Genomic DNA, 13,469 nt, shown 5'->3' on the forward strand with positions numbered 1-13,469 from the left:
CGGCCCGGCCCACCCGTTGGCCGGGCCGTTAGGGTCGCTGCCATCAGCCCCGACCCGCCGCCGGCCCCGTCCCCATCCGCCATCGACCCACGGAGCGCCCATGACCAGCCTCATCAGCTCACCCTCCGCCCCGGTGGCACCGGCCGAGGCCATCACCCCGCTGGTCCGCGGGGTCGTCGTGCTGCGGACGCTGACCGAGGCAGGCGGCACGCTGAGCCTTCGCGACCTCTCGTACTCCACCGGGTTGGCCCGGTCCACAGTGGACCGGATCGCCGCAACGCTGGCCCACATGGGATACGTACGGCTCGACGGCCGTGACGTGACGGTCCTGCCCGGCGTGATGGAACTGGGCAACGCCTACCTCGACGCCGTACGCATCCCCGAGGTCCTCGGCCCGCACGTGCGCGAACTCGCCGACCAGCTCGACGAGTCGGTGTCGCTGACCGTTCCGGACGGCACCGGCCTGCGGATGATCCACCAGGTCAAACACCGCCGGGCGAGAATCTTCAGCTTCGGCATCGGAGATCTGCTGCCAGTGGAACGGGCCGCGCCCGGGGCGCTCATGGCAGCCGACTGGTCCCCCGACACCTGGGCCGAGTGGTACGAGGAACCGGCCCTGCCGACGATCCACGGATTCCCGGCCGAACCTCCCGGGGGCGATCCGCGGGCACTCTTCTCCCCGGACGTCTGCGCCGAGGCCGCGCGGCGTGGCTGGGCCGAGGACGACCAGCGGATCGCCGGGGGTCTGCTCGCGCTCGGCGTCGCCGTACGCGACCCGCGTGGGCGCCGGGTCTGCGGCGTCAGCGTGGTCAGCCACACCAGTCGGCACACCATGGCCTCTCTGCGTGACGCCACCCTGCCCGGGCTTCAGCGAACGGTGGCGCGGATGGAGGAGGCCCTGCGCCGCATCCCCGTCCCCACGTCGGAGCCGCCGGTCGGGACGGCGACCTGGACCGGTACGTCGAAGCAGGTCATCGGGCGCGAGTTCGTCGAGTCGCTGGCCCGCGGCCTCGCTGCGATCACAGCCTTCGGCCCGGGCCACGATTCCCTGTCGACCACCGGTGTGGCCGAGGCGACGGGGTTGCCCCGGGCCACGGCCCGGCGCGTACTGATCACGCTGGAACACCTCGGGTACGTCGTCGCCGAGGACCGTCGCTACCGGCTCGCCCCGCGTGTCCTGGAGCTGGGCTTCCCACCGATGTCCCGGACCTCGCTCGCCCAGCTCACCGAGCCCCACATCGGCGCCCTGGCGGCCCGGGTTCAGGATTCCGCCTCCATGGCGGTGCTGGAGGGAAGCGACATCCGGTACACCGCTCGCGTCCCCGCCTACCGCGTCATGAGTGTCAACATCACCGTGGGCACCCGGTTTCCCTCCTACGCCACCTCGATGGGACGCGTGCTCCTCGCCGGACTGCCGCCTGCCGAGCGCCGGGATGTCCTTGATCGCGTCGGCCCGTTGGAGCGCCTCACGGGCCGTACGATCACCGATCGCGGGCGGCTGGAGGAGTTGCTGGACCAGGTGGCCGAGCAGGGTTACGCGCTGAACGAAGGCGAACTGGACGAAGGACTGCGCTCGATCGCCGTACCGGTGCACGACCGCGACCGGAAGGTGGTGGCGGCCGTCAACGTGGCGATGCACAACAGCCGCCGCACCCCGGAAGAGTGCATCGCCGACCTCCTCCCCCAACTCCGTGCCACGGCGGCCCGCATCGAGACGGAGTTCGCGACGGCGACGCGCTTCGTGAAGATCCCGGTGATCTGATCACCGACCGTGGGGGCAGCCGAACGATGTGCTGCTTCATGCACTTCCCTGGCGCGGGTGAACTGCCCATGCGCGGCTGACGTCGTACGATCCTGTCGCCACGCATCCGCACGCGCCGGCCTCCGACATCTGCTGCCGGACCGCAACCGAGACGACATACGTCCGAGGAGACACGAAGGCTGATGATCTTCATCACCGCCAAGTTCCGAGTCCGTCCCGAGCATGCCGATCGGTGGCCGGACATCGCCGCCGACTTCACCGAAGCCACGCGCCGGGAGCCCGGCTGCCTCTGGTTCGACTGGTCGCGAAGCGTGACGGACCCCACGGAGTACGTCCTGGTCGAGGCCTTCCGCGATGACGAAGCCGGCGCGGCTCACGTGCAGTCGGCGCACTTCAGGGCCGCGCAGCAGACGTTGCCGCCCCATCTGACCGAGACACCCCGCATCGTCAACGCGAACATTCCGCAGGACGACTGGTCGCTGCTGGGCGAGATGGCCGTTCCCGAGCAGGGGTAGGGCCCGCCAGCCTGCTCGGCCGGCTCAGCCGAGCAGGTGCGCGCTGCTGACCGGTTCACTCCGCTGCTGTCCATTGATGCGGTGCCGCTCGATGGACGAGCGCCGGTACACCTCCTGCCGCACCCGCTGGATCTCGCCGATGGGCCGGTGCTCCTCTCGGGAGCGCCACGGTGTGATCGACGTGGCGTCGGCGGCCGCCACGTTGTCCTCCCCGCCGATGTCCTGACGCGGGAGGTCCACACGGGCGACGGTCACCCAGGGGGACAACTCTTCGGGCCACGTCACGGAGGTGTTGTCCACCGGCATGCGCGCCAGATCGGTGTTGAGCTGCACCTGGAGCTCGAAGGAATGGTCGCGCTCCGCGGCCTCGGCAACCAGCGTGCGGCGGAACGCCTCGTTGTCCGCGCGCACGTCCACGATCTGGTGCGTGAGGGCGGCCAGGGACTCGGCCACCGGCACGGTGCGGATCTTCGCGATGTGGTCGCCGTACCGGAAGGCCCCCATGCTGTTGTAGGTGTACGACAGCAGGTTCCTGCGCGGGACGGTGGTGAACGAGAGCATGGCGAACAGTTCGTCCCACAGCCAGCCGTCGGGATCGGTGAGCGTGCTCCGGCGGGTCAGGAACTCCGCCATCCAGGTCTTGCGGCGGGCGGGGTTCGCCAGGCCTTCGGGCAGCTCCGCGAACAGCTCCTCGATGACCATGTAGTCGTGGGCGGTGTTCGCGAAGAAGACGTCATTGTTGATCAGGTTGAGGTCGAAGGTACCGGCGTCCGGTTCATCGGTCAGCAGTGACCGGCCGGGGACCCCGAACAGCTTGATGCCCATCCCGCACGCTGCGCCCAGCTGGTGGTCGGGACGCTGGTGGCCCAGACCGTTGGAGTAGCGGACGACGGCGTCGTACACGGTGGGCCGGGCGAAGACGCCCTGCCCGTGGAAGCCCTGGTTGTCACCGACCGTGACGGTGGCCTTGAGGAGTCCGTACGTCTTTCCGTGGGCGGTGCGGACGGCGCGGCCGACGGCCTCGCGCTCGACCGAGGCACCGGTGCGCTGTGCCACCTGTGCGACGACCGCTTCCAACTCCGCTTGGTATGAAGGGCGTTCGACGGGTCGGTAATCCTCATAGCGGACGGGATCCATGGTGCTGCCTCCCTGTGACAGTGCCGTTGATTCCCAAAACCTAGCCAGCAATTAAATTGTGCACAACCTAACGTCCTGTGATGAATCACACGCCGATGAGGGAAACCGTGTCCGGGGCACCGCACCCGCCCGGATCCGAGCGGTGGTGGTGACTGGTCAGGCCGGCGTGCCGGTCAGCGGTTGTTCGGTCCACACGGTTTTGCCCTCGCGGGTGTAGCGGGTGCCCCACCGTTCGGTCATCTGGGCCACCAGGAACAGCCCGCGCCCGCCCTCGTCGGTCGTACGGGCGCGGCGCAGGTGTGGTGAGGTGTGGCTGGTGTCGCTGACCTCGCACACCAGGCTCCGTTCACGGATCAGCCGTAGGGTCGCGGGACCGTCGGCGTAGCGGTAGACGTTGGTGACCAGTTCGCTGGCGATCAACTCGGTGGTGAACGCCAGGTGCTCCAGACCCCATTCGGTCAGCTTGGCCGAGGTCAATGCCCTGGCCCGGGCGGCGCTGGCAGGCTCCGGGGGTAGATGCCAGGAAACGACGTTCTCCGGGGGCAGCATGCGGGTGCGAGCGATCAGCAATACGACGTCGTCACTGGGGAGCGAGGGGACCAGCGCGTCGACCACTGCTTGGCATGTCCGTTCCAGCGTGTCGGCAGGGCGGGTGAGCGCTGCACACAGCTTCGTCAGGCCGACGTCGGCATCGATGTGGCGTTCACCGATGATTCCGTTGGTGTACAGGCACAGCAGACTGCCCTCGGCCAGTTCGATGTCCCGGGCCTCGAACGGCAGGCCGCCCAGGCCGAGCGGTGGGCCGGCGGGCAGGTCGAGCAGAGCCACCTGCCCGTCCGGAGCGGTCACCACCGGCGGTGGATGACCGGCGCGGGCCACAGAGCAGCGTCCGGAGACCGGGTCGTACACGGCGTACAGGCACGTGGCTCCCACGACCTGCTCACCCACGGGCCGTTCGCCGACTGCTTCCTGTTCGGCCGCCACCAGGTTGACCAGGTCGTCGAGGCGGGAGAGGACCTCGTCCGGTTCCAGGTCGAGGCTGGCGAGCGTATGGACCGCGGTGCGCAGCCGGCCCATGGTGGCGGCAGCATGGATGCCGCGCCCCACCACGTCGCCGACGACGAGGGCGACCCGGGCCCCGGACAGGGGAATGACGTCGAACCAGTCGCCGCCAAGGCCTGGGCCCGCGCTGGCCGGCAGGTACCGCAGGGCCACCTCGAAAGCCGACTGATCCGGAATCGCCCGGGGCAGAAGGCTGCTCTGCAACGCGAACGCGGTCTGCTGATGCTGCGTGAAGCGCCGGGCGTTGTCGATGGCGACGGCGGCGCGCGAGGCGAGTTCCTGAGCAAGGGTGAGATCGTCCGCCTCGAAGGCATCGGGGCGGCGTGAACGCCACAGTGTCATGACACCGAGCACCATGCCACGCGCGGCAAGAGGCACCACGATCAAGGAGTGGGTGCCCGGATCGGGAGCATGGGCCCCCTGATGGCCCACCGCCGAGAACCAGTCGGGCGGGAGAACCGGCTCCAGGACAGGTCGTCCCTCGGCCAGGCATCCGGCCTGAGGTGTGTCGGGCCCGAACTCCACGGGCTCGCCGTGGGGGTGGGGCGGGCCGGGCTGCTGGGCACCGACGCTGCAGGCCCCCAGTCGCACCAGAGGCCCTGCCAGGGCGCGCGTCGGTTCCTCACCGCGAGTCACCGGCTCAAGCAGGTCCACCGACGCATGGTCGGCGAGGTGAGGCACCATCACCTCGGCGAGTTCCCGGGCGGTCTCGGCCACGTCGAGAGTGGTTCCGATACGACTGCCGACCTGGTCGAGGAGCGCGAGCCGGCGCTGTGCCCGATGACGTTCGGTGATGTCCTCGATCAACTCGGCCACACCCAGGATACGACCGGAGGGCTCCTCCATCCGGAAGGACGAGACCAACGCGACCCGCTCTCGTGCCGGGTCCCGCTCCAGGCGAACGAACTGCTCGGAGTAGACCAGGGGTCTTCCGGTCTCCATCACCTGGCGCACCCGGTCCACAGCCTTGCGTGCGTCGTCAGGGAGGAGCATCCGCCCGGTGGGCAGCCCCTGAAAGTCGTCTGCCGGGACGCCGGTGAAGCGTTCGATGGCCCGGTTGACCCGGAGAATCCTCAGGTCGGGGCCGTGGATGACCAGACCGATCGGGCACTGGCGGTACAGCCCGTCGAGAACCGCGCGGTCCCCTTGCCATTCCAGGACGTCAGCCGCGGGTGCCCCCGCAAGAAACCACTCACGGTCCCGGCCATCGCGTGACAGCTCCTGGGCCCTGAGCCCCAGCTCCACGAGCCGCCCGTCGCGGTGCCGCAAGGTGAGGACGCCGAACCAGCCGCCGGCACTTCTGCAGGTCACCGCGGCCTCGGTGGCAGCCGGCCGATCACGAGGATCGACCAGAACCTCGAGTGCCGGGCGACCGATCACGGCTGTGTCCGGATGGCCGAGCAGTTCCTGAGCCCGCCGGTTCCATCCGACGACGACCCCCCGATCGTCGAGCACCGCCAAGGCGGCGAGATGCAGGCCGAACGGATCGTCGTGGCCTTCGCTGAGCTCCGTCATCCGCTTCTCCACCGCTGGACGCAACCGTGTACACGGTCACCGATGGTCTGCCGCGGGTCCTGACCGCGGCCGGTGATCGGCATGACGGCGTCCGTGGCGGTGGCTCGGTGTTCCCGAATGCACGTTGACCTGCTGACCATGTCAGCCTATTGAATCCCGGCGGAGGACGCGCCTTGTCCGCGGCGTGGCGCGGCGTGGCGGGCGCGAGGGACTACGGCAGGCAGGTTGACATGGATGTACGCGGTGCGGGCGTGTTCGCGGATGTGCCGTTTCCCCAGGTCCAGCAGTCTGCCAATGGCACGGAAGGACCAATGCGTCGCGGCCACCGGCCGACACCCTTTCAGAGGTCAGGGCATCGACCGGGGCCGCCCCGCCGGCTCACTTCGCCAGCGGGCCGAACTCCTTGCGGGTGTCCACCGGCTCACCGAACAGCTGCCACCGCTCGCCCTTGAACCGCATCAGCTGCATCGTCTCGATCGGGAAGGCGTCATCGGGCCCGGTGGAGAGGGTGACACCGGGCAGCAGCATGTCCACCTTGACGTCCTTGAGGTTGCGCACCGCGTCCCGCATCCCCTCCCTGGTCGGACACTTCATCGCGTCCAGAGCCTTGTGCAAGCTGGAGGCGGCGGCCCAGCCGTAGGCGTTGAACTGGTTGGCCGGGTCGGAGTCGGGTGCGTACTTGCGCAGCGCCTCCTGGTACGTCTTCATCTCCGCGTCGTCGGCCCACTGCGGGTCGGCGGGGTCCTTGAAGTAGGTCGCCGAGACCACTCCCTGGACGTTCTTGAATCCGACGGGCTTGAGCACGGTGGCTGACGAGGACACGTTGTTCACGATGTGCAGCGGGTTCCACTTGGTGTTCTTGGCATCGGCGGCGAGGGCCTGGCTGCCGAACTTCGGCGTGGTGACGTTGAGCAGCACGTCCGCCTTGGACCGGGCGAGGCTTGTCATCTGCGCGGAGACGGAGGGGTCGGTGACCTCGTAGCTCTCCTCGGCGACCACCTTGATGCCGCTGCCTGCGAGGGCCGCCTCGAACCCACCGAGCAGATCCTTGCCGAAGTCGTCGTTCTGATAGAGCACGGCGACCTTCGCCTTCGGCTTCTCCTCCTTCAGGTACTTGGCGTACACCCGTGCCTCGGCGATGTAGTTGGGCTGCCAGCCGGTGGTCCACGGGTGGTCGCCGTCGGTACCCCAGACGGAGGCGCCGGTGGCGACGAAGGGCTGCGGCACCTTCCGCTTGTTGAGGTAGTCCCACACGGCGGCCGTGGACGGGGTGCCCAGGGTCTGGAAGACGGCGAAGACCTTCTCCTGCTCGACGAGTCTGCGCGCTTCCTCGACCGCCTTGGGCGGCTGGTAGCCGTCGTCGCGGACGGTGAACTCCACGGTGCGGCCGTCTATGCCGCCCTTGTCGTTGACGTGCTTGAAGTAGGCACTCACGCCCTTGCTGATCGTGCCGTACGCGGAGGCCGGACCCGACAGGGGGTAGATGCCGCCCAGCTTGATGGTCTTGTCGGTGATGCCGGTGGTCTGCTGGCCCTGGCAGGCGCCGTCGGCGGCGGCGTCCTTGTCGTCCTGCCCGCGCTGGCTGTTGCAGGCGGTGGCGAGGAGCAGGGCGGCGGACGCGGCCGCGGCCGCGCGCACAGTGGTCGTCATGCGCATGTGATTCATTCCTTTTCCATGCGGGGCGGTGCGCCCACGGGTTGGGCATCGACAGGTGCGGGCTCCGCCGGGGTGGGAGGCGCGGAGGGTTCGGCGTCGGGCTCCCGGTCGCCGGGGACAGGAGTGGTGGTGCGGGTGAGGCGAACGGCGACGCCCCGGACACGGCCCGCCAGACCGGCGAGTCCCGTAGGCGCCACGAACATCACCGCGATGATCAGCAGGCCGAACACCACGCCCGGCGCCGCCTCGCTGATGTCCTGGGCCACGCTCGGCACGTACATCACGAAGGCCGCGCCCAGCAGCGGTCCGTACAGTGAGGCGAGCCCTCCGACCACCAGGCCGGCCAGCAGCGTGATGGACAGCACGAAGCTGAACGAGTCGGGCGAGACGAAGCCGATCACCCAGGTGTAGACGCATCCGGAGACGCCCGCGAACATCGCGCTCCACGCGAAGGCAAGGGTCTTGTGCAGCGACAGACGTACGCCCATGACCTCCGCGGCGCTCTCGTTGTCCCGCACCGCGAGCAGTGCCCGACCGACCCGGGACCGCAGCAGGTTGCGGGCGAGCAGCAGGGCCACCGCGGTGACGGCGAGGACGACGAAATACGTCCACTGGTCCTCGGCCAGCCCGCTCCAGGCGGGTGGTTGCAGCTTGTCCACGGTCAGGCCCATCGAGCCGCCCGTCACCGGTTCGAGCCGCTTGAGCAGCGGTGGCAGGAACACCGCGAAGGCGAGCGTGACCAGGGCCAGGTACAGCCCGCGCAGCCGTAGGGCGGGCACGCCGAAACCGAGGCCGAGGAGGAAGCACCCGACGGCCGCGACCGGCAGCGTGGCCGAGTGGCCGGTGTCGTAGCGGTCGAGCATGACCGCTGCCGTGTAGGCCCCAGCCGCGAAGAACGCGCCGTGCCCGAGGGAGATCTGCCCGCCGAATCCGACCAGCAGGTTCAGGCCGGCCAGCGCCACGGCGTACAGCAGCACCATGGTCAGCTGGAAGACCTGGAAGGGGGCGAAGTAGAACGGTGCGCCGACGGCGACGCCCGCGGCGAGCAGCGCGGTGAGCGCGGCCCGCAGGCGCCGGGCGCGGTCGGTGCCGAGTGGTGCGGCGATCGTGCTCATGCGCGCTCCACCGCCGCCCGTCCGAAGAGGCCCTGGGGTCGCACCAGCAGCACGGCCAGGATGATCAGCAGGGGTACGCCCACCTTCAGATCGGCACCGATCACGTCCACGTACGCCCCGGCGAGCGTCTCGGCCACGCCCACGACCAGGCCGCCGACGACCGCTCCGACCGGGCTGTCGAAGCCCCCGAGGGTGGCTGCGGCGAACGCGTAGATCAGCACTCCGCCCATCATGTTGGGCTCGAGGAACAGCAGCGGGGCGACGAGCACGCCCGACACCGCGCCGACTGTCGCGGCCAGCCCCCAGCCGAGCATCAGCACCCGGCCCACTCTGATGCCCGACAGGCGGGCGGAGGCGGGGTTGCAGGCGACCGCCCGCATCACCAGGCCGACGGAGGTGTGCTGGAACAGCAGGTACAGCAGGCCCATCACGACGGCCACCACCGCGATGATGCCGAGGCTCGACCAGTCCACGCGCACCCCGGCCAGGTCGATCCCGCCGTCGGGGAACGGCTGCGGGAAGTCCTTCACGGTGAACGACCAGATCAGACCGGCCATCGCGTTGACGAAGATGAACAGACCGACCGTGACGATGACCATCGTCAGCTCGGGCGCGTTCTGCACCGGGCGGATGACGATCCGTTCGACCAGCATGCCGCCGACGAAGGACACCGCCAGGGTCACCGGCAGTGCCAGCCAGAACGGCATCCCGGACGCCACGAGTTGCCACGCCACGTACGTGGAGATCATGGCGAGCTCACCCTGCGCGAAATTGACGATTCCGGTGAACCGGTGGATCAGCACCAGGGCCAGCGCCAGGCTGGCGTAGACGGCACCGGAGCCGACCCCTTCCACCACTTGCTGGAGCAGTTCGGTCACGGCGCTCACCCGCCCTGTCCGGAGCGGACGGAGACCCCGAGGTACACCTCGGCGACCTGCCCGTCCTCGCGGATCTCCCGGGACGGTCCGGACAGCACCAGGCGGCCGGCTTCCAGTACGTGCGCCCGGTGCGCCACATCCAGCGCGAGCTGAGCGTTCTGTTCGACGACGACCACGGTGGTGCGTTCCTCCTCGTTGACGGCACGGACGATCTCGAACAGCTCGCGAGTGACCAGCGGCGCGAGCCCCAGCGACGGCTCGTCCAGGAGCAGCAGCGAGGGCCGCAGCATCAGCGCCCTGCCGATGGCGAGCATCTGCTGTTCACCGCCGCTGAGGCTGCCGGCGGTCTGGCGGGACCGCTGGCGCAGCTTGGGGAAGTAGCCGTAGATGCGCTCCATGTCGGCGGCCACGCCCGCACGCTCGGCGCGGCCGCGCTTCCACCCGCCGACGCGCACGTGGGCGCCGATGCGCAGGTTCTCCTCCACGGTCAGGTCGTTGAAGGTGCCCCGGCCCTCGGGTACGTGAGCCACTCCGAGACGTGCGGTCTGCTCGGGCGAGCGGCCCAGCAGTTCCGTACCGTTCAACGTCACGGAGCCGCGTCCGCGGACCATGCCGCACAGGGCCCGCAGAGTGGTTGTCTTGCCCGCGCCGTTGGGCCCGAGGACCGCGCACACCTCGCCACGTGCGACGGAGAAGTCGAGCCCCTGGAGCACACGGGCCTGGCCGTATCCGGCATGCAGTCCGGCGACCTTCAGGAAGTCCGCCTCCCCGTTCGCCTGTGCGGCCTCGGTGTTGTCGGTGGTGGATTCCGTCATGCCGCCACCCCCAGGTACGCCTCGATGACCGCAGGGTCACGCTGGATCTCCTCCGGCGAGCCCTCGGCGATCTTGCGCCCGAAGTCGAGACACACGACCTTGTCGCACAGACCCATCACGAACCCCATGTGGTGTTCGACGACCACGAGCGTCAGGTCGAAGTCCTCGCGCACCGACCGGACCAGATCCGCGAATTGGTCGACCTCGCCGTGGCTGAGCCCGTTGACGGGTTCGTCGAGCAGCAGCAGCCGGGGCCGTACCGCGAGCGCCCGGGCGAGTTCGACGCGTTTGAGTGTGCCGAACGGCAGCCCGGAGGCGGGGTGGCCGGCGACATCGGCCAAACCGAGACGCCGTAGCAAGTCGTCTGCCTGGTCACGTAGTTCTTTCTCCTCCCGTCGGACGCGGGGCAGCCGGAACGCCGCCGCGAGGTGTCCCGTACGCCCCCGGCTGTGGGCGCCGACCATGACGTTCTCCCGGACCGTGAGGCGTGGGAACAGACCCAGGTTCTGGAAGGTGCGGGCGATGCCCCGCCCAGCAACGGAGTGCGGTGGGAGGGCGAGCAGGTCCTCGTCCTCGAATCGGACCGTCCCCGCATCAGGGGTGCAGCGCCTGGTGAGGCAGTTGAACAAGGTGGTCTTGCCGGCTCCGTTCGGTCCGATGAGCCCCACGGCGGTGCCCGGCTCGACGGTGAACGCGACACCGTCGAGTGCCGTGATCCCGCCGAAGCGCACGCTGATACCGTCGACCGCGAGCATGAGTGACGCCCCTTCCGAGGTGCTGGGGGGTGGGCGAGCGTCACAGTAAGTGGGCGCCTTCCGAGCGCACATTGGGTGCGAGCACCCAACTTCGCGGCCATCGACTTGTGCGCCACGCCCAACACCCCCGGCAACTCGCCCACGGGGCCTGTTGACGGGACACGAGGAGGCCAGCGATCATCGGCGCCATGCCTCGCGGACCCGCCCTGGGCGCCCCCGCACTCTCCGAACCCCTCAGCCGGGAGCGGCACCGGATCCTGCACACCGTCCACGACCGGCTCGAGGACGTGACGAAGACCGCCGTCGCGGTGATGCGCACGGAGATCCCGTCGTACGCGCTGCAGGACGAGCGGTTCTTCGACGACGTTCGGGACCAGGTCCTCACGCACTACCGGATGCAGCTGGCGGCGTTGGCCGGCGACCAGGACATCGCCCCCGAAGACCTGGTCTTCAGCCGTGCGGCTGCCATGCGCAGAGCACGCGCGGGGTTCGCCCTGGAGGACTGGATCAGTGCCTTCCGGGTCGGCCGGCAGGTGTTGTGGGACGAACTGCTGGACTGCGCGGGTACCTCCGCCGAGGCGCAGCAGGCCGCGCTGTCCCTCGTCACACCGCTGATGCGGTACGTCGACTACGCCAGCACGCATGCCGCGCAGGCCTATGTCGAGTACCAGCAGCATGTGGTGGCCGACGCGGACCGGGAGCGCCGGGATCTCCTGGACCAGCTCCTGGCCGGCGCGGCACCGACGCGCGGTCCGCTGCTCGCCGCGGCGCAGGCTTACGGCATCGGACGGCACTCGCCGATGATGGCGGTCGTGGCGGTGTGCGTCGGCGACTCCCGCACCGGCGACCTCACCTCGGCCGAGCAGGGCTACGCGACCAGCGCGTCCATCGGCGTGGCCGGTCCCTGGGCCGGCCGGACCCTGGTAGTCGTACGCCACGGTGAGGTGGTGGCCGTGCCCGTGGTCCGCACCGGCATGGACGCGGAGGACATCTGCGCCCACTTCGAGGCGGTGCAGCAACGGCTCGGGCGAGAGGGAACCATGCTGTCCATGGGCATCAGCACGGTCGCCCAGGGCGCCGGCGAACTGCCGCGCGCCTACGAGGAGGCACGGGCCGCTCTCGACCTGGTGCCGAGCGGGGGCGGGGTGGCGGCACTGCCGCGTCTGTCCCCGTTCGACTACCTGGCGCTGCGCGCGGACGACCTCGCCCGGCAGTTGGTCGATCCCCGCGTGCGTGCGCTGCTGGAGGAGGACCGCAGACGTGGCGACACGCTGGCGGCCACCATACGGGCCTTCGCGGAGGCCGACCTCAACCTGCGGCTGGCCGCCGACCGGCTGCGGGTGCACCACAACACGGCGCACTACCGGTTGCGCCGGATCGAGGAACGCACCGGGCGCAATCCGCGCCGGATCGCCGACCTCCTGGAACTGCTGGTCGCCCTCGCCATCCGCGACGGCGCCGGGGAAGGTGGGGATTGCGGGTGAGCGGCATCGTGGAGACTGCCGGGACCGAGGCGCTGCGTCAGCCGGCGGACGGGCAGGAGGGAATGGACCACCCGGAGCCGGCCACCGGGCAGCACCGAACGGTCCGCGGTGCGCTTCTTGACGCCGCGCTGGAGGTGTTCACCGAACGCGGTTTCGCCGACGCCGGTCTCGCCGAGATCGCGGCGCGCTCCGGCATCCCGGTGGGCAGCCTCTTCCAGCACTACGGCGGAAAGCGGGGGCTCTACCTCGCCCTTTGGGAGGAGTTCCGGGAGGAACAGGAGCGCCGGACCGCGGCCACGCTGACCGCCGAGCGGAGCCGTGGCGTGGACGACCCCCTCGCCCTCTTCGTGGCGGGAGCCAGGGCGTACCTGGAGGGTGCCTGGGACAACCGGCGGCTCGGCAGACTCATCGCGGGGGACGACGGCCCCGCGGGCTTCGACGCCCTGCGCCGCCAGTGGGACCGCGCGTGGGTACGGCGCAACGCCCGGCTCCTGGAGGTCGACGAGAAGCGGCGTGCCGGCCGGGTGCGGGTGAGAGTGCTCACCACCGTGATCGGCGGTGCGGCACGCGAGCTGGGCGACTGCGGGGACGAGACGGAGGCGCTGGAGATCGTGGACGAGGTGTGCGGCATCCTGATCCATCTGACGGCACCGCCCGGGTGAAACGCCCCGCACGTGGCCGGGCGACAGGAACCGACGCAGCGACGAACCACCGACTCCTGGACAGCGGGCACCGGCTGCTGGGCCAGGGCAACATCGGGCGCTCGACGCCGGGG

At 69.9% G+C, this 13,469-nt stretch carries 11 protein-coding genes; 4 read left to right on the forward strand and 7 right to left on the reverse strand.

Annotated features, from left to right (window positions below; genetic code table 11):
• Positions 1-100 precede the first annotated feature (100 nt).
• Both ACWGDB_RS31780 and ACWGDB_RS31785 read left to right on the forward strand, forming a co-directional pair.
• The gene (locus ACWGDB_RS31780; RefSeq protein WP_453825594.1) at positions 101-1,762 is read left to right on the forward strand and encodes an IclR family transcriptional regulator domain-containing protein; all 1,662 of its coding nucleotides are present in this window, start codon (positions 101-103) and stop codon (positions 1,760-1,762) included.
• A 182-nt stretch (positions 1,763-1,944) separates the two neighbouring features.
• Entirely contained in the window at positions 1,945-2,277 is a 333-nt protein-coding gene (locus ACWGDB_RS31785; protein WP_453825595.1) for a putative quinol monooxygenase, read from the forward strand.
• A 24-nt stretch (positions 2,278-2,301) separates the two neighbouring features.
• On the opposite strand, the gene ACWGDB_RS31790 is transcribed toward ACWGDB_RS31785, so the two are convergent.
• From ACWGDB_RS31790 to ACWGDB_RS31820, 7 genes are all read right to left on the reverse strand, one after another.
• Positions 2,302-3,354: a catalase family protein gene (locus ACWGDB_RS31790; RefSeq protein ID WP_453825596.1), complete on the reverse strand. Its 1,053-nt coding sequence runs from the start codon at positions 3,352-3,354 to the stop codon at positions 2,302-2,304.
• Between the two features lie 216 nt (positions 3,355-3,570).
• Complete coding sequence (locus ACWGDB_RS31795; RefSeq protein ID WP_453825597.1) at positions 3,571-5,991, reverse strand: SpoIIE family protein phosphatase; 2,421 nt, start codon at positions 5,989-5,991, stop codon at positions 3,571-3,573.
• A gap of 378 nt (positions 5,992-6,369) precedes the next feature.
• Positions 6,370-7,641: an ABC transporter substrate-binding protein gene (locus ACWGDB_RS31800; RefSeq protein ID WP_453825598.1), complete on the reverse strand. Its 1,272-nt coding sequence runs from the start codon at positions 7,639-7,641 to the stop codon at positions 6,370-6,372.
• An 11-nt stretch (positions 7,642-7,652) separates the two neighbouring features.
• Positions 7,653-8,762 (reverse strand): branched-chain amino acid ABC transporter permease, encoded by a 1,110-nt coding sequence (locus tag ACWGDB_RS31805; protein WP_453825599.1) that lies wholly within the window; start codon positions 8,760-8,762, stop codon positions 7,653-7,655.
• Complete coding sequence (locus ACWGDB_RS31810) at positions 8,759-9,640, reverse strand: branched-chain amino acid ABC transporter permease (protein ID WP_453825600.1); 882 nt, start codon at positions 9,638-9,640, stop codon at positions 8,759-8,761. The genes ACWGDB_RS31805 and ACWGDB_RS31810 overlap by 4 nt, the downstream gene beginning before the upstream one ends.
• A 5-nt stretch (positions 9,641-9,645) precedes the next feature.
• The gene (locus ACWGDB_RS31815) at positions 9,646-10,455 is read right to left on the reverse strand and encodes an ABC transporter ATP-binding protein (RefSeq protein WP_453825601.1); all 810 of its coding nucleotides are present in this window, start codon (positions 10,453-10,455) and stop codon (positions 9,646-9,648) included.
• Positions 10,452-11,210, reverse strand: a complete 759-nt coding sequence (locus ACWGDB_RS31820; protein WP_453825602.1) for an ABC transporter ATP-binding protein — start codon at positions 11,208-11,210, stop codon at positions 10,452-10,454. Before ACWGDB_RS31820 ends, ACWGDB_RS31815 begins: the two co-directional genes overlap by 4 nt.
• 188 nt (positions 11,211-11,398) lie before the next feature.
• On the opposite strand from ACWGDB_RS31820, the gene ACWGDB_RS31825 reads away from it, so the two are divergent.
• The gene (locus ACWGDB_RS31825) at positions 11,399-12,694 is read left to right on the forward strand and encodes a PucR family transcriptional regulator (RefSeq protein WP_453825603.1); all 1,296 of its coding nucleotides are present in this window, start codon (positions 11,399-11,401) and stop codon (positions 12,692-12,694) included.
• Positions 12,691-13,356 carry a TetR/AcrR family transcriptional regulator gene (locus ACWGDB_RS31830; protein WP_453825604.1) on the forward strand — a complete coding sequence of 222 codons (666 nt, stop codon included), beginning with the start codon at positions 12,691-12,693 and terminating at the stop codon, positions 13,354-13,356. The genes ACWGDB_RS31825 and ACWGDB_RS31830 overlap by 4 nt, the downstream gene beginning before the upstream one ends.
• Positions 13,357-13,469 lie beyond the last annotated feature (113 nt).

This window comes from Streptomyces sp. NPDC055013 (assembly GCF_053608645.1).